General features: G+C 70.2%; 24 protein-coding genes. 9 read left to right on the top strand and 15 right to left on the bottom strand.

The window, feature by feature from the left end; all coding sequences use genetic code 11:
• Positions 1 to 12: 12 nt before the first annotated feature.
• Positions 13 to 318, bottom strand: coding sequence for a DUF3072 domain-containing protein (locus tag HOW07_RS17535; RefSeq protein ID WP_064295746.1), 306 nt, complete (start codon positions 316 to 318; stop codon positions 13 to 15).
• 137 nt (positions 319 to 455) lie between these two features.
• On the opposite strand from HOW07_RS17535, the gene HOW07_RS17540 reads away from it, so the two are divergent.
• Positions 456 to 1,172 carry an NADPH-dependent F420 reductase gene (locus HOW07_RS17540; protein ID WP_175118006.1) on the top strand — a complete coding sequence of 239 codons (717 nt, stop codon included), beginning with the start codon at positions 456 to 458 and terminating at the stop codon, positions 1,170 to 1,172.
• Between the two features lie 246 nt (positions 1,173 to 1,418).
• On the opposite strand, the gene HOW07_RS17545 is transcribed toward HOW07_RS17540, so the two are convergent.
• The 5 genes from HOW07_RS17545 to HOW07_RS17565 are packed head-to-tail and all read right to left on the bottom strand — an operon-like array spanning position 1,419 to position 5,299.
• Positions 1,419 to 2,282 (bottom strand): NAD(P)-dependent oxidoreductase, encoded by an 864-nt coding sequence (locus tag HOW07_RS17545; RefSeq protein ID WP_175118007.1) that lies wholly within the window; start codon positions 2,280 to 2,282, stop codon positions 1,419 to 1,421.
• Between the two features lie 10 nt (positions 2,283 to 2,292).
• On the bottom strand, positions 2,293 to 2,688 hold the full coding sequence (locus tag HOW07_RS17550; RefSeq protein WP_071260405.1) for an AraC family ligand binding domain-containing protein: 396 nt from the start codon (positions 2,686 to 2,688) through the stop codon (positions 2,293 to 2,295).
• Positions 2,688 to 3,128, bottom strand: a complete 441-nt coding sequence (locus tag HOW07_RS17555; RefSeq protein WP_064295734.1) for a cupin domain-containing protein — start codon at positions 3,126 to 3,128, stop codon at positions 2,688 to 2,690. Before HOW07_RS17555 ends, HOW07_RS17550 begins: the two co-directional genes overlap by 1 nt.
• 45 nt (positions 3,129 to 3,173) lie before the next feature.
• The gene (locus HOW07_RS17560) at positions 3,174 to 3,998 is read right to left on the bottom strand and encodes a phosphoenolpyruvate hydrolase family protein (protein WP_064295733.1); all 825 of its coding nucleotides are present in this window, start codon (positions 3,996 to 3,998) and stop codon (positions 3,174 to 3,176) included.
• Positions 3,999 to 4,000: 2 nt separating this feature from the next.
• Positions 4,001 to 5,299: a Tm-1-like ATP-binding domain-containing protein gene (locus tag HOW07_RS17565; RefSeq protein ID WP_175118008.1), complete on the bottom strand. Its 1,299-nt coding sequence runs from the start codon at positions 5,297 to 5,299 to the stop codon at positions 4,001 to 4,003.
• A gap of 247 nt (positions 5,300 to 5,546) precedes the next feature.
• Here HOW07_RS17565 and HOW07_RS17570 point away from each other — a divergent pair, with 247 nt between their 5' ends.
• From HOW07_RS17570 to HOW07_RS17585, 4 genes are all read left to right on the top strand, one after another.
• A complete protein-coding gene (locus tag HOW07_RS17570) occupies positions 5,547 to 8,201 on the top strand; it encodes a glycoside hydrolase family 78 protein (protein ID WP_175118009.1) in 2,655 nt (884 codons plus the stop codon).
• A 57-nt stretch (positions 8,202 to 8,258) separates the two neighbouring features.
• On the top strand, positions 8,259 to 9,272 hold the full coding sequence (locus HOW07_RS17575; protein WP_175118010.1) for an LLM class flavin-dependent oxidoreductase: 1,014 nt from the start codon (positions 8,259 to 8,261) through the stop codon (positions 9,270 to 9,272).
• Positions 9,273 to 9,335: 63 nt separating this feature from the next.
• The gene (locus HOW07_RS17580) at positions 9,336 to 9,587 is read left to right on the top strand and encodes a type II toxin-antitoxin system Phd/YefM family antitoxin (RefSeq protein ID WP_175118011.1); all 252 of its coding nucleotides are present in this window, start codon (positions 9,336 to 9,338) and stop codon (positions 9,585 to 9,587) included.
• The gene (locus HOW07_RS17585; protein WP_056010787.1) at positions 9,584 to 9,844 is read left to right on the top strand and encodes a Txe/YoeB family addiction module toxin; all 261 of its coding nucleotides are present in this window, start codon (positions 9,584 to 9,586) and stop codon (positions 9,842 to 9,844) included. Before HOW07_RS17580 ends, HOW07_RS17585 begins: the two co-directional genes overlap by 4 nt.
• Here the strand turns inward: HOW07_RS17585 and HOW07_RS17590 are convergent.
• Together HOW07_RS17590 and HOW07_RS17595 are read right to left on the bottom strand one after the other, a co-directional pair.
• On the bottom strand, positions 9,838 to 10,074 hold the full coding sequence (locus tag HOW07_RS17590; RefSeq protein ID WP_121292220.1) for a hypothetical protein: 237 nt from the start codon (positions 10,072 to 10,074) through the stop codon (positions 9,838 to 9,840). The two genes, HOW07_RS17585 and HOW07_RS17590, sit on opposite strands and share 7 nt — an antisense overlap.
• Entirely contained in the window at positions 10,071 to 10,964 is an 894-nt protein-coding gene (locus tag HOW07_RS17595) for an SDR family oxidoreductase (protein ID WP_175118012.1), read from the bottom strand. The genes HOW07_RS17590 and HOW07_RS17595 overlap by 4 nt, the downstream gene beginning before the upstream one ends.
• A gap of 77 nt (positions 10,965 to 11,041) precedes the next feature.
• Between HOW07_RS17595 and HOW07_RS17600 the strand changes: the two genes are divergently transcribed.
• Positions 11,042 to 11,602 (top strand): TetR/AcrR family transcriptional regulator, encoded by a 561-nt coding sequence (locus HOW07_RS17600; RefSeq protein WP_175118013.1) that lies wholly within the window; start codon positions 11,042 to 11,044, stop codon positions 11,600 to 11,602.
• 46 nt (positions 11,603 to 11,648) lie between these two features.
• Here HOW07_RS17600 and HOW07_RS17605 read toward each other — a convergent pair whose 3' ends face one another.
• Positions 11,649 to 12,317 (bottom strand): hypothetical protein, encoded by a 669-nt coding sequence (locus HOW07_RS17605; RefSeq protein WP_175118014.1) that lies wholly within the window; start codon positions 12,315 to 12,317, stop codon positions 11,649 to 11,651.
• 9 nt (positions 12,318 to 12,326) lie between these two features.
• On the bottom strand, positions 12,327 to 12,695 hold the full coding sequence (locus HOW07_RS17610) for a DUF952 domain-containing protein (protein ID WP_121292213.1): 369 nt from the start codon (positions 12,693 to 12,695) through the stop codon (positions 12,327 to 12,329).
• Positions 12,696 to 12,739: 44 nt separating this feature from the next.
• Between HOW07_RS17610 and HOW07_RS17615 the strand changes: the two genes are divergently transcribed.
• Positions 12,740 to 13,327, top strand: coding sequence for a TetR/AcrR family transcriptional regulator (locus HOW07_RS17615; protein ID WP_175118015.1), 588 nt, complete (start codon positions 12,740 to 12,742; stop codon positions 13,325 to 13,327).
• Here HOW07_RS17615 and HOW07_RS17620 read toward each other — a convergent pair.
• From HOW07_RS17620 to HOW07_RS17635, 4 genes are all read right to left on the bottom strand, one after another.
• On the bottom strand, positions 13,315 to 13,566 hold the full coding sequence (locus HOW07_RS17620; protein WP_175118017.1) for a type II toxin-antitoxin system RelE/ParE family toxin: 252 nt from the start codon (positions 13,564 to 13,566) through the stop codon (positions 13,315 to 13,317). The two genes, HOW07_RS17615 and HOW07_RS17620, sit on opposite strands and share 13 nt — an antisense overlap.
• Positions 13,567 to 13,574: 8 nt before the next feature.
• Positions 13,575 to 13,838: a type II toxin-antitoxin system Phd/YefM family antitoxin gene (locus tag HOW07_RS17625; protein WP_079003560.1), complete on the bottom strand. Its 264-nt coding sequence runs from the start codon at positions 13,836 to 13,838 to the stop codon at positions 13,575 to 13,577.
• A gap of 80 nt (positions 13,839 to 13,918) precedes the next feature.
• Positions 13,919 to 15,334 (bottom strand): carboxylesterase family protein, encoded by a 1,416-nt coding sequence (locus tag HOW07_RS17630; protein ID WP_254628462.1) that lies wholly within the window; start codon positions 15,332 to 15,334, stop codon positions 13,919 to 13,921.
• 134 nt (positions 15,335 to 15,468) lie between these two features.
• Complete coding sequence (locus HOW07_RS17635) at positions 15,469 to 16,389, bottom strand: C40 family peptidase (RefSeq protein WP_175118019.1); 921 nt, start codon at positions 16,387 to 16,389, stop codon at positions 15,469 to 15,471.
• 262 nt (positions 16,390 to 16,651) lie between these two features.
• Between HOW07_RS17635 and HOW07_RS17640 the strand changes: the two genes are divergently transcribed.
• A complete protein-coding gene (locus HOW07_RS17640; protein WP_175118021.1) occupies positions 16,652 to 16,978 on the top strand; it encodes a plasmid stabilization protein in 327 nt (108 codons plus the stop codon).
• Complete coding sequence (locus HOW07_RS17645; protein ID WP_064295723.1) at positions 16,975 to 17,406, top strand: type II toxin-antitoxin system VapC family toxin; 432 nt, start codon at positions 16,975 to 16,977, stop codon at positions 17,404 to 17,406. Before HOW07_RS17640 ends, HOW07_RS17645 begins: the two co-directional genes overlap by 4 nt.
• 18 nt (positions 17,407 to 17,424) lie before the next feature.
• Here the strand turns inward: HOW07_RS17645 and HOW07_RS17650 are convergent, their stop codons facing one another.
• A complete protein-coding gene (locus HOW07_RS17650) occupies positions 17,425 to 18,456 on the bottom strand; it encodes a LacI family DNA-binding transcriptional regulator (RefSeq protein WP_175118023.1) in 1,032 nt (343 codons plus the stop codon).
• Between the last annotated feature and the right edge of the window lie 24 nt (positions 18,457 to 18,480).

An 18,480-nucleotide genomic window follows, 5' to 3' on the forward strand; every position in this document is an offset into this window, starting at 1 on the left:
TGGCGGCGGCGCTCAGGATCCGGACTGACCGCGACCGGTGGCGTTCTGCAGCCGGTCGATGTGCTCGGAGGCCTGCGCCTTCGTCAGGTCGGCGGGGAGCTCCTCGCCGGCCTCGCGCGCCAGGGTGTCGAGGTAGCTGCGCTGCGGGCCGGTCATCGGCTCGTCGCCGGTGACCCAGTCCTCGGGGTCCTTGCTCGCGCTCGTCGAGCTGTCGTCGCCCCGGGCCCCGAGGGTCTCCTCGGTGGCGCCGATCGTCTCGGGCGAGCCGGAGGTCGTGGCGTCGGGGGTCGTTGCGTCGGTCTGTTCTGCGTCAGTCATGCGGCAACGGTACGTCGAGCGGGCGATCGCGGAGGAGGGGTTGCGCGTCCACGTCGGACCGGTCTCGGAATAGCGATGGACGACCCCCGGTTGACCCAGGCGACCGCGTGCGGCCGCACCGTCCACGAAGGAGACCCATGTCCGACACCGCTTCCGGAACCGTCCGATCCCCCGACGACCCCGCTCCGTCGCAGGGCGTCGCCATCGGCATCCTCGGTGCCGGCAAGGTCGGCACGGTCCTGGCACGACTCGCGGTCGCCGCCGGCTATCGGGTGCTCATCAGCGGTTCGCGCGACGCCGCCCGGATCGCCCTGACGATCGACGTCCTCGCTCCGGGTGCCGTCGCCACGACCGCCGCCGAGACAGCGACCCAGGCCGACCTCGTCATCCTCGCGCTGCCCCTCGGCAAACATCGCTCGGTGCCCGTCGACGAGCTGCGCGGCAAACTCGTCATCGATGCCATGAACTACTGGTGGGAGGTCGACGGCCACCGCGAGGACCTCAGTGCGCCGGAGACCTCGACGAGCGAGCTGGTCGCCGCCTTCCTGCCGGAGTCCCGGGTCGTGAAGGCGTTCAACCACATGGGGTACCACGACCTCGACGGGGAGCCACGTCCCACCGGCGCACCGGGCCGCAAGGGCATCGCGATCGCCGGCGACGCCCCCGCGGACCGGGCGGCCGTCTCGGCCGTGGTGGACGCCCTCGGGTTCGACCCGGTCGAGATCGGGCCGCTGCGGGCTGGCGTCGTCCTCGAACCGGGGCACGAGCTCTTCGGGGCGAACATCGGTGCCGACGAGATCCGCGAGGTCGCCGAGGTGCGGGCGTTGGCCGAAGCCGAGGCCGGCGTCCGCTAGGCGACGCGGCGGGTTCCCGCGCCGGACGGTCTCGACCGTTCGTACCACTCTCGGGTGCAGCGCCGACTTTGGGCGTGCCGACCCGGATCGCCTCGTCGAGCGCGTCGTCAAAGCCGTACTCAGCGAGGAGGAACGCCCGATCGGCCTCGGATGCCCCGTCGCCGGTCAACGGCATCGCGCTCGCGCGAACCGGGGTGCACTCATCCGTCGATCGTCCGATCAGCGCCTCGTTCGTTTCCGTGCCGATCAGGCCCGCACTGCATGCTCGCGCTCGAACTCGTCCCGCCAGGAGTACTCGGGCTCGAAACCGAGTCGTGTGCGGGCCTTGTCGATGGACATGAGCGTTTCGAACTCGCCGAGCCCCGCCCGCAGCGGGACGCCGGGGAAGTGCGTCGCCGCGAGCTCCGCCGACGGCACGGTCGTCCCGTTGTCGGAGGCGCACACGTCGAAGACCTCGAAGCCGGGCTCCGCTCGGGTCAGCGCCAGCGCGACCGCCTGCGCACCGTCACGTGCGTCGACATAGCTGAACAGGAGATCGCGTCGGTACCCGGGCTCCGACGCCCGCGCGAACGTGCCGTACTCCCCCGGCGCTACGACGTTCGTGAACCGCAACGCGGTGATCGACATCCCGTCGGCCCACCGCACCAGCTGTGCGGCCATCGCCTCCTCGGCGACCTTCCCGAGCGCATAGGTGTTGTTCGCGCGACTGACGGTCTCGTCGATCGGCAGGAACTCGGGCGCCTCATCGAACGGGAATCCCATGGCCGTGATGCTCGACGCCGTCACGATCGTCCGGATGCCCGCCCGCAGCGCCGCGTGCAGCACGTTGAACGACACGGTCAGGTTGTTGTGGAACGTCGCCGCATCCGGCACGAGCCCGTTCACCGGGATCGCGGCCAGGTGCACCACGGCGTCGAGACCTGCGAACCTCGCCGTCACCCCGAGCAGGCTGTCGATCGTCTGCCCGTAGTCGGTCAGGTCCACACGGGTGAACCCCGGCCCGGCCGTGCCCGCGACGTCGAGTCCGTGCACGTCGTGGCCGTCCCGCAGCAGTCGTTCGACGGTGGCGGAGCCGAGCTTGCCCGAACTCCCGGTGACGGCGATGCGCATACGGACGATCCTAGGCTCGGGCCGGGAAGTCGGCGGGCAGCGGGAGTGCGGTCACCACGTGCCCGGCTGCGTCCTCCTCGTTCGCGTGCAGATGGCCGACGCGCCCACCGGCCGGGAGTCCCGTCTCCGTGAAGAAGCCACGGATCGTCTCGTACACCTCGACGATGTCGTGGGTGTCGCCCGCCTGCGTCAGCACGATGTCGCCCGACTGCACGTAGCGCTCGCCACCGTCGACGAGCACCTTCCCCTTGCCCTCGGTGATGAACCAGATCTCGTGGTCGTCGTGGTGGTGCCGGTCGAACCGTCCGCCGTCGACCGACACCGCGAACCGCCCGATGGTGCCGATCTCGCTCCAGTCCGGCTTCGAACCCGGATGCACCCAGGAGCCCGGTTCGATCACCGGCATCAGCGGTCCTGCTTCCAGCTCGGCGCCGTTCCGGCGTCGAGGATGCGCGCGTCGGGCAGGCCGTCGAGCCCCGTCTCCGCGCCACCAGGGGTGTACACGACCGACAGTCGCAGCGGGCGCCACGTCGTGTTGTAGGTGGAGTGCACGGTGTCCTTCGGGATGTACACGGCGTCGCCCTCGCGGATCGGGAACGCGGGACCGTCGCCGACGGTCTGCACGCCCTCGCCGGAGATCACCGTGATGACCTCCTCCTCGCCCGGGTGCTGGTGGGGTGCGTGGCCCTGTCCGGGGTAGACGATGACCTCGCCGACCGTGAGTCCGGCGCCCTCGTCGAGGTGCGGGGTGACGAGCCACTTGATGGTGCCCCAATCGAAGACCCGGGTGGGGACCTCGTCGGGGCGACGGCCGGCGGTGGCAGGGGTGATGGCTGGTTCGGTCATGAGATGCTCCTCGTCGAGTGGTCGGGTGGTCGGTCGTGCCGTCGGTCAGCGGGTCTGGATGGCCTTGAAGTCTTCGATCTGGCGTTTGATCGCCCGCTCGGTCGGGAGGCGTTCGGCCGAGGACGCGCCGAAGAACCCGGCGACGCCCGTCGTGTTGGCGAGGATGAAGGCGGCGTCCTCCGGTTCGGCGATCGGACCGCCGTGGCACAGCACGATGACGTCCGGGTTGATCGCGACGGCCGCGTCGCGCATCTCCTGCACCCGGTGCGCCGACTCCTCCAGCGAGAGTGCCGTGGTCGCGCCGATCGTGCCGGCCGTCGTGAGGCCCATGTGCGGGACGAGGACGTCAGCACCCGCCTCGGTCATCGCGACCGTCGACTCGACGTCGAAGACGTACGGGGCCGTGAGGAGGTCACGCTCGGCGGCGAGGCGGATCATGTCGACCTCGAGGTCGTAGCCCATGCCCGTCTCCTCGAGGTTCTGGCGGAAGACGCCGTCGAAGAGCCCGACGGTCGGGAAGTTCTGCACGCCGGTGAACCCCATCGTCTTGAGCTCGTCGAGGAAGCGCTCCATGATCCGGAACGGGTCCGTCCCGTTCACGCCGGCGAGCACCGGGGTGTCGCGGACGATCGGCAGCACCTCCCGACTCATCTCCACGACGACCTGGTTGGCGTCCCCGTAGGCGAGCAGGCCCGACAGCGAGCCGCGACCGGCCATCCGATACCTGCCGGAGTTGTAGATGATGATGAGGTCGACGCCGCCCGCCTCCGCGGACTTCGCCGAGATGCCGGTGCCCGCCCCGGCGCCGATGACGGCCTGGCCGCGCGCGACGGTGGCGCGAAGTCGTTCGAGTGCGATGGTCCTGTCCATGGTCAGTCCTGTTCCGTGGTGTCGGTGTGGTTCCTGTCGCCGTCTCGCTCGATCACAGCGTGGAGGGTGTCGGCGGCGAGCCTCGCGAACACCGGATCATTGAGATGTTCCGGACGGTCGACGACCGTGACCGCGCTGCCCTGCACACCCGCGAGCACGGCTTCCATGAGTGCAGCATCCGCCTCCGCGTCGCGGAAGGGCAAGCCCTCGGCGTCGAGCGCCGAGACGCCGCCGCGCGGGATCAGCAGCACGGTGGGGGCCTCGGCGCCGCTGAGCTTCGCCCCGATCCGCTCGCCCAGCTCGCGGTTCTCGTCGACCGTGGTGCGCATGAGCGTCACCGTCGCGTTGTGGACGAAGAAGTCGCGATCGGCGAACCGCTCCGGCACGGTGTCGCGAGGGCCGAAGTTGACCATGTCGAGCGCACCGAGGCTGACGAGCTGTGGGACGCCTGCCGCGCCGGCCGCGGTGAGTCGGTCCGGGCCCGCCGTCAGCACGCCGCCGACGAGATCGTCCGCGAGTTCGGTGGTGGTGAGATCGAGGACCCCTGCGAGCATGCCGCTCCGAGCGAGCGATTCCAGGGCCCGCCCGCCCGAACCGGTGGCGTGGAAGACCAGGACCTCGTAGCCGAGTTCGTCGAGCCGCTCACGGGCCACGTCGACCGCCGGCGTCGTGACCCCGAACATCGACGCCCCGACGAGCGGGCGGTCCGTCCGCTCGGCGGACGAGGCCGGACCGCGCGCCTGCGCAGCCGCCGCCATGCCGGCGATGGCCGCCACCGCGTTCCCGAGGACGGCACGGGAGATCTGGTTGATCCCGGCGATGTCGACCACGCTGTACATGAGCGTCACGTCGTTCGCGCCGACGTACGGCGCGACGTCCCCGGACGCCATCGTCGACACGAGGAGCTTCGGGGCCCCGATCGGCAGTTCGCGGAAGACCCGGGCGGCGATGGCCGAGCCGCCGCTGCCACCGAGGGCGAGTACGGCGTCGACCCGCCCGGTGGCGTGCAGCCGTCCGATCACCGTCGCGGCACCTTCCGCCATCGCGCTCACGGCGGCTCCACGGTCATCCGCGGCGAACAGCGTGTCGAGATCGGTCCCGCCAGCGGCGGCCACCTCGTGGTTCGGGTGGTCCACGGCGGCGTCGTACCCGTGGGGCTCACGCGTTCCGGCGTCGACGACCACGACGTCCGCGCCCAGTTCGCCGAGACGCCCGGCGGCCCATCGGTACTCGGCGCCCTTCGTATCGAGGGTGCCGACGAGGGCGACGGTCGGTCTGGCTGGTGCTTCGGGTGCGGTCATCGTCGCTCTCCATCGTCGTCGTCGTGAGCGCAGGACGGCCGTGTGTCGGCGCGCCCCACCTGACGGATCCGCTTCGACCCCGCCAGCGCCTCCATCCTGGTCCAAGTTTTGAAACGTGTCAAGAAGTGTTGCACCTTCCTCGCTTTCTCGCATACCAACGCTGTAGCATCGGGTTTTGAAACGTGTCAGAGTTGATCGCCGAGCGAGCTGCGACGCGCCCAGCCTGACGAAAGGACCAGCAGCCACGATGGTGACCACGAGCGCCCCCAGATTCGAGCACCTCCGCGAGGCCCGGGGGATCGGCGACGCCACCCCGAGGCTGAGCTGGACGAATCTGGCGCCCGCCGGCTGGGAGCAGCACGCCGCCGAGATCGAGATCACCCGCGACGGACGGGTCACGACCACGGGCCGGGTCGCCACCGGTGAATCCGTCCTCGTCGCCTGGCCCGCCGCTCCGCTCCGCTCGCGTGAGGTGGCATCGGTGCGCGTACGGGTGTGGGGCACCGACAGCGGCCCTGGCCAGGCGGTCGAGGTGGCCGACTGGAGCCCGGTGGCGACGGTCGAGGCCGGCCTGCTCGCACCGGGCGACTGGGTCGCGGTGCCGGTCGCAGCCGACTGGGATGAGGAGCCGGAGAGCGACACGCGTCGGCCACCGCTGCTGCGGCGGGGCTTCACCGTCGGTGCCGGCCTCGTGTCGGCGCGGTTGTACCTCACAGCGCACGGTGTCTACGAGGCGGAGATCAACGGTCGTCGCGTCGGGGACGAGGCGCTCGCGCCGGGTTGGACCAGCTACGCGAGCCGGCTGCGCACGGCGACGCATGATGTCACCGAGCTCCTGCACCCCGGCGACAACGCGATCGGCTCCTGGATGGGCGACGGCTGGTACCGGGGTCGACTGGGGTGGCGCGGTGGCTTCCGCAACCTGTTCGGCTCGGACCTCTCGCTCATCGCCCAGCTCGAACTCCGCTATGAGGACGGTCGCGTCGAGACCATCGCGACCGACGAGCACTGGCGCGCCTCGTTCGGCCCCATCGTCAGCTCCGGCAACTACGACGGTGAGCACTACGACGCCCGCGAGGAGCTCCCCGGATGGTCGGAGCCCGGCTTCGACGACAGCGGGTGGGCCGGCGTACGGATCGGCACCCGCGACCCGGCCACCTTCGTCGCACCGCAGGGTCCCCCGGTGCGCGCGACGCAGGAGGTCGCGCCGATCGCGGTCCTCACGAGCCCGAGCGGCAAGCGCATCCTCGACCTCGGCCAGAACCTCGTCGGTCGACTGCGGATCCGAGTCACCGGTCCGGCGGGCGAGACGGTCGTGATCCGGACCGCGGAGGTCATGCAGGAGGGCGAGATCTACACCCGTCCACTCCGCGAGGCGAAGGCGACCGACAGCTACACCCTCGCCGGCCGCCCGGCTCCGGCGGACGGCGGTCCCGCGGAGGAGTGGGAGCCGCGGTTCACGATCCACGGTTTCCGGTACGCGGAGATCACCGGATGGCCGGGCGATCTCGACGAGGCGGTCGCGAACGGCGACGTCGTCGCGCGGGTCTACCACTCCGACCTCGAGCGGACGGGCTGGTTCGAGAGCTCCGACGAGCGGGTGGACCGCCTGCACGAGAACGTGCTCTGGAGCATGCGTGGGAACTTCGTCGACCTCCCCACCGACTGCCCGCAGCGGGACGAGCGCGTCGGCTGGACCGGCGACCTGCAGGTCTTCGCGCGCACCGCCTCGTTCCTGTACGACGTGTCGGGCATGCTCGGCTCCTGGTTGCAGGACGTCGCGGTCGAGCAGCACGAGGACGGCACCGTGCCCTGGTACGTCCCGTTCATCCCCGACGACGGCCAGTGGACGCCGAACCGACCCGGCGCCGTGTGGGGCGACGTCGCCGTCCTCACCCCGTGGGTGCTCTACGAGCGCTTCGGCGACATCGGCGTCCTCGCGGCCCAGTACGACAGCGCGAAGCGGTGGGTCGACCTCGTGCACCGCCTCTCCGGCCCCGACCACCTCTGGAACGAGGGGTTCCAGCTCGGCGACTGGCTCGACCCGGCCGCACCACCGGATCGGCCGGCGGAGTCGCTCACCGACCGCCACCTCGTCGCCACCGCCTACTCGGCCTGGTCCACAGCGCACCTCGCGAAGACCGCCGCCGTGCTCGGTCGCATCGACGACGCCGAGCACTACGCCGAGCTCGCTGAGGCGACCCGCCGGGCGTTCCTCGCGGAGTACGTCGGCGAAGACGGGCTGATGACGAGTGACGCGCAGACCGCGTACTCGCTCGCGATCGCGTTCGAGCTCCTGCCGGACCCGGCAGCAGTGGACCGTGCCGGCGAGCGGTTGAGCGCCCTCGTCGCCGCCGCCGGCAACCGCATCGCGACGGGCTTCGTCGGGACGCCGATCGTGAGCGACGCGCTGACGACGTCGGGCCATCTCGACCGCGCCTACGACCTGCTGCTCGAGGACGAGTGCCCGTCCTGGCTGTACGCGGTGGGCCAGGGCGCGACCACGATCTGGGAGCGCTGGGACAGCATGTTGCCCGACGGGACCGTGAACCCGGGGCAGATGACCTCGTTCAACCACTACGCGCTCGGAGCGGTGGCCGACTGGCTGCACCGGGTCGTCGCCGGCATCGCTCCGTCCGCACCCGGCTACCGCTCGATGCTGTTCCGGCCCCGACCCGGCGGTGGGCTCACCCACGCCTCGGCCGTGCACCTGACGCCCTACGGTCGGGCGTCGATCGCTTGGCGGATCGAGTCGGACACGTTGCACGTCGAGGTCGAGGTGCCCACGGGGACGACGGCCGTCGTCGACCTGCCGGGCCACCCGCCGTTCCCCGTCCGCTCCGGCCTCCACACCATTGCCCGCGAACTGTCACTTCCGGCTAGTGTGCAGGCCTCGCACTAGCCGCAAGCGACAGTTCGCGGGCGGAATAGGGGGGAACTGGGGCCGGTTGAATCAACAGTGAAGAAGATCGGGTTCCTGTCCTTCGGACACTGGCAAGACGTTCCGGGCTCCAGCGTGCGCACCGGACGTGACGCACTGCTGCAGAGCATCGACCTCGCGGTCGCGGCGGAGGAGGTCGGCGTCGACGGTGCCTACGTGCGCGTGCACCACTTCGCCCGGCAGCTCGCGTCACCGTTCCCACTGCTGGCGGCGATGGCGGCGAAGACCTCGACGATCGAACTCGGCACCGGTGTCATCGACATGCGCTACGAGAACCCGCTCTACATGGCCGAGGAGGCGGCGGCCACCGACCTCATCAGCGACGGCCGACTGCAGCTCGGTGTGAGCCGGGGATCACCCGAGACGGCGCTCCGCGGGTCGGAGTCGTTCGGCTACGTACCGAGCGACGACGAGACCGACGCTGACATCGCCCGCTCGCACACCGAGGTGTTCCGGGCGGCCATCGCCGGAGCCGGTGTGGCCCGCGCGAACCCGCAGATGACGGGGACGAACGGACTGCTCGCGATCCAGCCACAGTCGCCGGAGCTCGGCGAGCGCATCTGGTGGGGTGCCGGCTCGCGGTCCACGGCGGTGTGGACGGCGGAGCAGGGCATGAACCTCATGTCGTCGACGCTCCTCACCGAGGACACCGGAGTGCCGTTCGACGAACTGCAGGCGGAGCAGATCCAGATGTTCCGCGACGCCTGGTCCGAGGCCGGCCACGAGTGGCAGCCGCGGGTCTCCGTGAGCCGCAGCATCCTGCCGCTCATCGACGACGAGACGCGCCGCTACTTCGGACTGCGCGCTCAGGCCGACTCGAAGGACCAGGTCGGACACCTCGACGGCGGACTCGCGCGCTTCGGCCGCAGCTTCATCGGCGAGCCCGACGTCATCGCCGCCGAGCTCGCGGCCGATGCCGCCGTGCAGGCCGCCGACACCGTCCTCGTCACCGTCCCGAACCAGCTCGGCGTCGCTTTCAACGCGCGCATCCTGGAGTCGATCGTCAAGGACATCAAGCCGTCCCTGGGGTAGCCCAAGGAGGCCAACGTCGGGCTGAAGTGGTACGCTTTTCAGTACCACTTCAGGAGGTTCTTCATGTCAGCGATCACCGCGACCGACGCACGCAAGAACCTGTTCGGTCTGATCCAGCAGGTGAACGACGACCACGTCCCGGTCGAGGTCGTGTCGAAGCAGGGAAACGCGGTCCTCGTGTCGAAGGACGATTACGACGCCATGGTCGAGACGGCGTACCTGCTCCGCAACGCCAAGGGTGCCGAACGCCTCCTCGCCTCGATCGAACGCGCGCGGAACGGCGAGTTTGAGACCCACGAGCTGCTCGACGCGTGACCCGGCAGCTGGCCTTCGACCGCAGCGGCTGGGAGGATTACACCTCCTGGCAGAGCCAGGACCGCAAGACGCTCAAGCGGATCAATCTGCTCATCCAGGACGTCCTCCGGGATCCGTTCGTGGGCATCGGGAAGCCCGAGCCCTTGAAGCACATCCTCTCTGGAGCCTGGTCCCGACGGATCGACGACGCGAACCGACTCGTGTACCTGGTGACCGACACCCACATCGTCATCCTGCAGGCGCGCGACCACTACTGACGATCGGCGCCGGTCCCGCCCGCGCGCAGCCACGGCCCGAAGGCGCGCACGAGGAGCGGCATCACGACGAAGGTGAGCAGCGAGACGAGCGTCACCGACAGGATGAGCGTCACCACCGGGATCGGCAGGCCGAGGATGAGTGGCCCGAGCGCCAACAGCAGCAGCGTGATGAGCGGGTACACACCGAGCCAGGTGACGACCGCCATCTTCCAACGGGGCGGCGGCGTCATGCGGCGTACGCCCCGGCGGCGATGTCCTCGATCAGCGTCGGCCCGATGGGTTCCCACCCGTAGGCGGCTCGGGTCGCAGTGCTGGACGCCGTCATCTCGGCGCCGAAGAAGCGCCCGATGAAGCCGAAGTGCTCCACCGCGTCGTCCGGATCGATGGATGCCGTTGGGAGGCCGAGCGCCTCACCGATCGCCTCGGCTATCCGACGCGTCCGCACGCCTTCCTCACCGACGGCGTGCACTCGGGCCCCCGCAGGAGCCTGCTCGAGCGCGAGTCGCACGAGTCGGGCCGCATCACCGCGATGCACGGCGGCCCAGGAGTTCGAACCGTCGCCGAGGTAGCCGGAGACGCCCGTGCGCCGCGCGGCCGCGACGATCTGCGCGATGAAGCCATGGTCATGGTGACCGTGCACCGTGGGCGCGAAACGAAGGGCGATGCTGCGGACCCCGCGATCCCGGTAGTCGAATGCGAGGTTCTCGCTTCCACCGCGCATCGACTCCGGCCCGACGGCCGGGTGCGGATCGGTCTCGAGTACCGGCCGGTCCGCGTCGGGTCGGAACAGTCCGGAGGCGAGACCGAGCGTCTTCCCGGAGCCGACGAGCGCTTCGGCGAGCGTCTCGACCGCCGCACGCTCAGCGCGGTTCGACTCCGCAGGGTTCGACCAGTCGTGCTTGTTGGCGAGATGGAGCGTCGCCTCGGACTCCACGGCTCCGCGACGAAGCAACGCGAGGTCGTCGAGATCACCGCCGAGGACGACCGCCCCCTTCGCTTCGAGGGAAGCCGCGGAGGCGTTGCTGCGGGCGAGGCCGAGCACCTCGTGACCCGCCGCGAGCAACTCGTCGACGGCGGCACTCCCGATCCAGCCGCTTGCTCCGGTAACGAAAACACGCATGGCGTGCTCCTTTCATGTCAGTGAATGACATCACTCTAGCATCTGATGTCAGCCACTGTCATCGCTAGGATGGATCCATGGCTCGTTGGCAAGCGGATACCGAGGGGCGGCTCAAGCTGGCCGCCATCGAACTCTTCGGGACGCACGGATTCGAGGCCGTCACCGTGAGCGACATCGCCGCAGCCGTCGGCGTCACCGAGCGCACCTTCTTCCGCCACTTCACAGACAAGCGCGAGGTGTTGTTCACGAACCAGGACGACTATCAGGCGCGGTTCCTGGACGCGCTCCTCGCATCCGAAGCCACGGCGCCGATGAGCCTCGTCGAGGCCGCACTCCACGGGGGCGCGGCGTTCTTCGCGGACGAACGGCGCCCGTGGTCCCGCGCACGCCAGCGGATCGTCGACTCCAGCGCGGCACTGATGGAACGCGAGTCACTCAAGCGCAGCTCGCTCACCGACGCCCTCACGACCGCACTCATCACGAAGGGCGTCGCCCCCATACCCGCAGCACTCGCAGCGCAGAGCGGTTCCGCAGCCTTCCACCTGGCCTTCGCCGCCTGGATCGCCGACGACGAGACGAGATCGTTCACCGAGTTGCTCGACGTCGTCCTCGCCGACCTCCACCGGCTGCTCGGCTGACGACGAAGCGACCGGGAACGAGCGTGCTTCGCACGACGTCCGTCACTCAGGCCTCGGCAGCCGACCACCGGCGCAGGTACGGCGCCTCGCGTTGCGCCGCGAAGAAGTCGGACACGGCCGCCGCATTCCGTCGGACGAGCGGGTCCTGCTCCACGCCGCCGGTCGACCAACCGAACGGGAACGGGAAGCGGTCGGCGAGGTGGTCCATCAGGTACCGCACGAACGTCCAATCGTCGTCGAGCACGGCGTCGACACGGCTCACGCCGCGCTCACGGAAACCAGCCGTCCATCGACCCGTGGCGTCGCGGCTGGCCGAGAACTCAGGGTCGCTGAAGTAACCGACCTGCGTCGCAGTCGGCTCCGCCCAGAGCATGCCACCGCCGCTCGACCAGGCGCGGACCGCCTCGACGAGCGACACCGGGGTCCAGGCGACGGGCAGTCGCGTCAGCAGCGCCACCCCGAGGACCACAGCCGAGGGATGATCCGGCGCTCCAGTGGCCCCGTCGCCACTCGAGGCAGAACGCTGCAGAGCGCCGGCCGAGGCGATCACCGAGCACAGCGCCAGGGTCTCGGCGAACGGCCCGCCGGACGCACGACCGATCTCGGCGACATGGACGGCGAGCGCGCGATGGAACGTCTTCGATTCGTCCAGGTCGCGGAACGGTGGGACCGGGATGCGGACATCGGGGACGATCTCGGGCCACGACTTCGACATGCCCCGATGCTAGTCCGCGGCCGATCCCGGGAGCGCCGAGGGAACCTGCCAGGCGCCGGCTCCGTCGCGCTCGAGCGGGAGCTCGGCGGTGATCGCCGGGCCGGCGGTCGGCAGCGGCGCGAGGATGCGCGGTTCCGGCTCCAGAACCACCTCGATGCCGGTCGCCTGCAGCTCCTCCACGTCGAGCACGATGAGCACGAGCGGCAGCTGGAGCGATCCGTAGACGCGCTCGAGCACTTCGGGCAGCCGGTCGGCGGTCGTCGCGTGGACGAAGCCGGCGTCGACGAACGGCACGGCTCGCGTCGACACCTCGTACTCGCCGAACGGCCGACTGGCCTCCCAGTCGTCGACGATCGCGACATGCAGGATCTTCGTCATCTCCACCCTCTCCATTCAATGAGACGTTACCGTATCATTAGAGCATGGAATCGAGACGTGGTCGCCCGACGGCAGCCGAACGCGACCGCCGCCGCGGCGCGATCCTCGACGCCGCCATCCGCCGGTTCACCGAGCACGGGTACGGCGGGACGACGATCGAGGCGATCGCCGCCGACGCGGGCGTGACGAAGCGGACCATCTACACCTGGTTCGGTGACCTCGCCGGCGTGCTGACGGCGGCGGTCGAACGCCAGCACGGGTACCTCCTCGCGGCCGACGATCCAGGCTCCGAGGCGGAGCCTCTCGAGGACGCGGCTGCCCGACTGGTCATCGCGCTGCACTCGGACGTCTCGGTCGCGCTGCACCGACTCGTGATCGCGGAGTCTCCGCGCTTCCCCGAGGTCGCCGCCGGTTTCTACGCGGCCGGCCCGGCCCGCTCGATCGCGTTCCTCTCCGGCCACGTCGGCGAGCGGGCGGAGCAGCTCTACACCCTGCTCCTCGGCGAACCGCATCGACGCAGGCTGCTCGGCCTGGCCGCTGCGCCGACACCGGATGCAGCACGGGCGCACGCCCGCGCGTGCCTGGCGCTGGTCTCCAGGAGGAGCCACCCACCGCGCGCTCAGCGGTCGTAGACCTCGCGACGGTGCGCGATCCGGAACACGGTCACCAGCACGACACCGTCCAGGATTTCGTAGAGGACGCGATAATCGCCGACCCCAATCCGCCATGCGTTCTCGAACCCGACCAGCTTGCGCACACCAGTCGGTCGGGGGTCGGCCTCCAGCTCACCGATGGCGAGGAGCAGCCGTCGCCGCAACTGGGGATCGAGCTTCCTGACCTCACGAGCGGCAGCGGAGGTGAACTCGACCATGTACCTCGTCAAGCGTCGAGCTCGGCGCGCAGCTCGTCGAGTGAAACGCGGGTTCCGTCGTCTTCAGCCTGAGCCGCTCGGAACTCCGCCTCGTCTCGTGCCGCCTCGAAGGACTCCAGCAATTCGAGGTCCTCAACACTGATGACCACAGCCGCGAGTTTCCCGTGCCTCGTCACACCGATCCGCTCGTGCGCATAGCCGACCCGGCCGAAGACGTCTGCGAGGCCTTCACGAAGATCTCGCGTCGAGAGGGAGTGGGTGATCGTGTTCATCGCCCCATGGTATCAAACTGTGTACACAATTACATCTGTTCACAGATGGTGCATTCGAGCATCAGCGTTCGGAAGTACGCTCAGCGGTCGAGCGTCACCACGTCGCTCAGGCCGGCGGTCGCGTCGGCGGCCAGGACCCCGTCACGCGCGAAGTCGGCCCACATCTGACGCAGGAATCGTCCGCGTCGGTCGACCTCCTCCCAGGTCGCCGAGCCGATGAGCGCCGTCCGACTCCACGACCGTTCGGTGCCGAGCAGGAGCGGCAGGTCGGTCACGTGCGACGCGCCGTACGGGCTGCCGGGCGGCGCCCAGCTGAGCTCGTACCGCGTGGCCCGACCACCCGACGCCCGATGCCGTTCGACGAACTTCCGGGCGTCGCGGGTGTAGGTCACGTGCGTGGTCGCGCCGACGAGCGCCCGCCGGATGGGGTCACCGACGAGCGGCGCCGAGGTCATGCGGGCGAAGGCCGGAATGAGCGGCACGTACAACCGGGTCTCCTCCGTCGTCGAGCCGATGAGCACGTCGATGCGCGACGCCGCCTCACGCCAGGCGGTGTCGCGGTCGGCCTCCGCCGGAAGCGGCGCGTGACCGTACTGGGTGCCGAACGCCATGCCTCCGCGCAGTCCGAACCGACGAGCGGCTCGCTCCACCCGCTCCTCGAGCGCCAGCAACTCGACCACCGGCGTGTCCCGTGTCGGGCTGCCCGCCGCTCGCATCATCGCGCTCGCCATCTTCGCCCGACCACTGCTGATGCCGAGGGGCGCGCTCTGGATGATGGCCCGCTGGAAGAGCCCCGCGGTGCCGTCGCTGATCATGAGGTGCGCGATCGCATCGCCGCCCGCCGACTGCCCGAACAGCGTGACCGACGCCGGATCGCCACCGAACGCGCCGATGTGCTCGTGGATCCACCGGAGCGCGAGGACGAGGTCCAGCAGGCCGAGGTTCGCCGGCAGCGTCTCACCGTCACCGAGGAAGCCGAGGATCCCGAGCCGGTACGTGACCGACACCACGATGACCCGCTGCTCGACGACCAGACTGATCGGATCGTAGACGTCGAGGTCGCCGGCACCCGTGACGTAGGCACCACCGTGGATCCACACCATCACCGGCAGCGACTCGTCCGGCCGGGCGTCCGCAGGGATCGTGATCGAGAGCGCCTGGCAGTCCTCGGAGTCGACCATGCCCTCACCGGCGCCTTCGAGGACGGCCTCGAGCACCCGCGAGGAGCGCTGCGGTGAAGCAGGCGCCCGCTCGAAGGCCCGGAACGGCACTGGATCGCCGTCGGAGCCGACGGGAAGACCGATCTGCTCCGGCACCTCGAAGCGACCAGCACGCGCGTACGGGATGCCGCGAGCTCGTACCACCGCGCCGTCGACCCGCCCCAGGATCGTGCCGAGGGAGGTCTCGAAGCCGCGTACGTCCGCCTGCGGCATCGGAGGCGCGGAGGCCTCATTGCCAGGCGCTTCGGATGTCGGGCTCGCGTGCGACTCGGTCATCTGTCCACGCTATCCCCGAGCGGCCTGCGCACGACTCCTGCTCGACGGGCTCACACCGAAGACACGGCAGCCCGAACCGGGCCGAGCTGCTCGCCGATGGCCGGTCGAGCAGGAGTCGCGGACGACGGTCCTGTCTACGGGATGCGGATGTAGACCGGATCCCCCCAGATCGTCAGACGATGCTGGACGTAGCGACCCCAGTCGGGAGAGTCGTACATGCCGCCCGCGCCGTCGTAGATCGCGATGTGACCTTCCGGCCAGTAGAGCAGGTCACCGGCGACGGCCTCGGACGCCGAGATCTGCACGCCCGATGCGGCCTGCGCACCGGCGCCGCGAGGCAGGGACACACCGAACGCCGCGAAGACGTACTGCACGTAGCCGTCGCAGGCGAAGCTGTCGGACGGGTCATTGCCGTTGCCGTAGGGGACGACGCCGACGAACTGTGCCGCGTAGGCGAGGATCGCCTCGCCGGATCGGGCGACGGCTGGGGCCGCGTAGGTGCGTCCCGCCGAAGCCGACGCGGACGATGAGGAGGCGGCGGATGCACTCGCGGCCGCCTCGGCTGCAGCAGCTGCGGCGGCGGCCGAGGCGGCGTCGACCTCCTCCTGGCTGGTCGCGCCGTAGCCGTCGCGCACGAAGGGCACATCGGTTGCGGTCGACGGCACGGAGTACGACACCGACTGCATCGTCGCCGCAGACGGGATCGCGCCACCGGTGGCCGCATCGACGTCGACGCCGGCAGCGGCCGCCGGCAGTGACACCGACACGAAGAGCCCGGTTGCGAGCGTCATGACGCCGAACGTGGCGAACGGCTTGGCGCGCTTCGCGAAGGAGCTCTTGGCGCGTGGGGCCGAGGGCCGCTTGGTGGGCACGAGGTCGACGTGACGTCGCTCCTCCTCGGCGGAGGCGGTCCAGCTGGCGTCCTCGAGGCGAGCCGCGCGACGGGCGGCCCGCGGGCTGAGGGCCACGTGGCGGCCGCCGGTCCGGGCGGGGGTCAGGGCCGGAGTGTTCGGGTCGCGGCGCTCGAGGGCGCGCGCAGGGGTGGTGCTGGTCATGTGCGGGGTACCGTCCTGGGTCTCGGTCGCGTCGGGGGCGCGCTCGGTTCATGCTCGGTGGGTGCAGCAGCGCCTCGGCAGAGCCGTCCCTCGATGACCGCGGTCGACCGGTTGCCCGATCCGAGGAAGGCGAAACGGCCACCCTACGTGGGCCTCCCTGAGAGGAACCTCCGCTCGGCGTGGCCTGTGGAGGACCGATGAAGCCGGACCCACTGTCCTGCTAGCATCGTGCTAGCACTCCATTTCCACGAGAGGTGACGACATGCCCACAGTGACCGTCCGCAATCTCGACGACGACACGAAGCGCGGTCTGCAACAGCTCGGCGCCTTGCACGGACGATCCATGGAAGCGGAGATCCGGGCGATCCTCGCCGCGGCTGTCAGGACGACGACGCCTGAAGACCTCCGCGCCTCCTCGGCCGCAGACATCGACCGACCCGGGCTGGCGGAGCGTATTCATCAGCGCTTCGTCGACCTCCACCTCGACGGTGAACTCGTCATCGAACTGCCCGAGCGCACCACGACCGTCCGACCGAATCCGTTCGAGGACGCTGCGAGCGCCGACGCGGATGACCAGACCCCGAGGTGATCATCCTCGACACGAACGTCGTCTCGGAACTGTTCAGACCACGGCCCGACCCGACGGTGGTCCGGTGGCTCGATCGGCAAGACGAGGCCGCCCTCCACCTCACGGCGATGACCGCTGCCGAGCTCCTCGAAGGAGCCCTGCGCCTCCCTGCAGGCGCTCGCCGATCGGCGCTCGTCGGGGCCGTGGCGACCGTGCTCGATGCCGACTTCGCAGGACGCGTCCTCCCCTTTTCTGCGGAAGCCGCGCTCGACTACGCGGAGCTCATGACGACGCGACGCCGCTCCGGCAACCCGATCGGACCTCAGGATGCGATCATCGCGGCCATCGCGCGATCCTCCGACGCCGCGCTCGCGACGCGGAACACGCGCGACTTCGCGGGTGTCGGTCTCCGCCTCATCGACCCGTGGGTCCCCGACCACCCGGCGTGACGCAGGGTGGCACCAGACTCAGGCCGGGTCGGCGCCGACCGTCGACTGCCGGACGACGAGCTCCGGTTGGAAGACGATCTGCTCGGGCACGCGTCGAGCGCCAGCGTCCGCCTCACGGAGCAGGAGCTCGACGGCGGTGTGACCGATGAGTGCACTCGGCTGACGGATCGACGACAGCGGGACGACCGCCGCCGACGCGAAGTCGATGTCGTCGTATCCGATCAGCGCGATGTCGTCCGGCACGCGCACCGAACCGAGCATGCTGAACGCCTGCAGGACCCCCATCGCGAGGAGGTCGTTGGCCGCGAACACCGCGTCGGGCCACTCGTCGCGAGGACGGTTCCGGATGGTCTCGCCCGCGGAACGGCCCTGCAGCACCGTCAACGCGGTGGTCTGCACGACCTCGAGGGTCACCTCGGCACCACCTGCCGCGGCTGCATCGACCGCCTGGCGCGCACCGGCGAGCCGATCGACGACCTGACGGAGCGAAGACGGACCACCCACGACCGCGATGCGACGCCGACCGAGTCCGATGAGGTGCTCGACCGCGAGCCGCCCGCCCGCGACGTCGTCGACGGCGACCGATGAGAAGCTCGTGTCATCGGTCTGCCGGTCGACGAGGACCGTCGGCGTCCCGCGGTCGCGCAGCCGGCTGAGCCGGGTGAGGTCGTCGCCGAGCGGGGTGATCAGGACGCCGGCGACCCGCTGCTCCTCGAAGAGGTCGAGGTAGGCGCGCTCGCGGTCGATGCTCTCGTCGCTGTTGCCGAGGAGGACCGACCATCCCTCGGCATCGGCCCGATCCTCGGCGCCACGGGCGACGTCGGTGAAGAACGGGTTGCCGACGTCGAGCACGACGAGGCCGACACTGCGGCTGCGACCAGCCCGGAGCTGGCGGGCCGCGTCGTTCCGGACGAAGCCGAGCTCGTCGATCGCCGCGTGGACGCGGTCGACCGTGACGGGCGAGACCTTCTCGGGGCGGTTCAGCACGTTGGAGACGGTCCCGACCGAGACGCCGGCTCTCGCCGCGACGTCCTTCACGCTCGCGCTCACGGCTCCCCTTCGCCTGTCGGGCCC

Origin of the sequence: Plantibacter sp. MCCC 1A11337 (assembly GCF_013349365.1) — a bacterium.
In the GTDB taxonomy this organism is placed as follows: Bacteria; Actinomycetota; Actinomycetes; order Actinomycetales; family Microbacteriaceae; genus Plantibacter; species Plantibacter flavus_A.

What these genes read in the sequence shown, in the direction of transcription:
- HOW07_RS17550 (WP_071260405.1), bottom strand. Translation starts at nt 2,688, where the DNA reads ATGCCGGTGATCGAACCGGGCTCCTGGGTGCATCCGGGTTCGAAGCCG.
- HOW07_RS17630 (WP_254628462.1), bottom strand. Translation starts at nt 15,334, where the DNA reads ATGACCGAGTCGCACGCGAGCCCGACATCCGAAGCGCCTGGCAATGAG.
- HOW07_RS17605 (WP_175118014.1), bottom strand. Translation starts at nt 12,317, where the DNA reads ATGTCGAAGTCGTGGCCCGAGATCGTCCCCGATGTCCGCATCCCGGTC.
- HOW07_RS17590 (WP_121292220.1), bottom strand. Translation starts at nt 10,074, where the DNA reads ATGACGCCGCCGCCCCGTTGGAAGATGGCGGTCGTCACCTGGCTCGGT.
- HOW07_RS17635 (WP_175118019.1), bottom strand. Translation starts at nt 16,389, where the DNA reads ATGACCAGCACCACCCCTGCGCGCGCCCTCGAGCGCCGCGACCCGAAC.
- HOW07_RS17580 (WP_175118011.1), top strand. Translation starts at nt 9,336, where the DNA reads ATGTCAGCGATCACCGCGACCGACGCACGCAAGAACCTGTTCGGTCTG.
- HOW07_RS17600 (WP_175118013.1), top strand. Translation starts at nt 11,042, where the DNA reads ATGGCTCGTTGGCAAGCGGATACCGAGGGGCGGCTCAAGCTGGCCGCC.
- HOW07_RS17615 (WP_175118015.1), top strand. Translation starts at nt 12,740, where the DNA reads ATGGAATCGAGACGTGGTCGCCCGACGGCAGCCGAACGCGACCGCCGC.
- HOW07_RS17560 (WP_064295733.1), bottom strand. Translation starts at nt 3,998, where the DNA reads ATGGACAGGACCATCGCACTCGAACGACTTCGCGCCACCGTCGCGCGC.
- HOW07_RS17620 (WP_175118017.1), bottom strand. Translation starts at nt 13,566, where the DNA reads ATGGTCGAGTTCACCTCCGCTGCCGCTCGTGAGGTCAGGAAGCTCGAT.
- HOW07_RS17565 (WP_175118008.1), bottom strand. Translation starts at nt 5,299, where the DNA reads ATGACCGCACCCGAAGCACCAGCCAGACCGACCGTCGCCCTCGTCGGC.
- HOW07_RS17625 (WP_079003560.1), bottom strand. Translation starts at nt 13,838, where the DNA reads ATGAACACGATCACCCACTCCCTCTCGACGCGAGATCTTCGTGAAGGC.
- HOW07_RS17535 (WP_064295746.1), bottom strand. Translation starts at nt 318, where the DNA reads ATGACTGACGCAGAACAGACCGACGCAACGACCCCCGACGCCACGACC.
- HOW07_RS17640 (WP_175118021.1), top strand. Translation starts at nt 16,652, where the DNA reads ATGCCCACAGTGACCGTCCGCAATCTCGACGACGACACGAAGCGCGGT.
- HOW07_RS17570 (WP_175118009.1), top strand. Translation starts at nt 5,547, where the DNA reads ATGGTGACCACGAGCGCCCCCAGATTCGAGCACCTCCGCGAGGCCCGG.
- HOW07_RS17545 (WP_175118007.1), bottom strand. Translation starts at nt 2,282, where the DNA reads ATGCGCATCGCCGTCACCGGGAGTTCGGGCAAGCTCGGCTCCGCCACC.
- HOW07_RS17540 (WP_175118006.1), top strand. Translation starts at nt 456, where the DNA reads ATGTCCGACACCGCTTCCGGAACCGTCCGATCCCCCGACGACCCCGCT.
- HOW07_RS17610 (WP_121292213.1), bottom strand. Translation starts at nt 12,695, where the DNA reads ATGACGAAGATCCTGCATGTCGCGATCGTCGACGACTGGGAGGCCAGT.
- HOW07_RS17595 (WP_175118012.1), bottom strand. Translation starts at nt 10,964, where the DNA reads ATGCGTGTTTTCGTTACCGGAGCAAGCGGCTGGATCGGGAGTGCCGCC.
- HOW07_RS17555 (WP_064295734.1), bottom strand. Translation starts at nt 3,128, where the DNA reads ATGACCGAACCAGCCATCACCCCTGCCACCGCCGGCCGTCGCCCCGAC.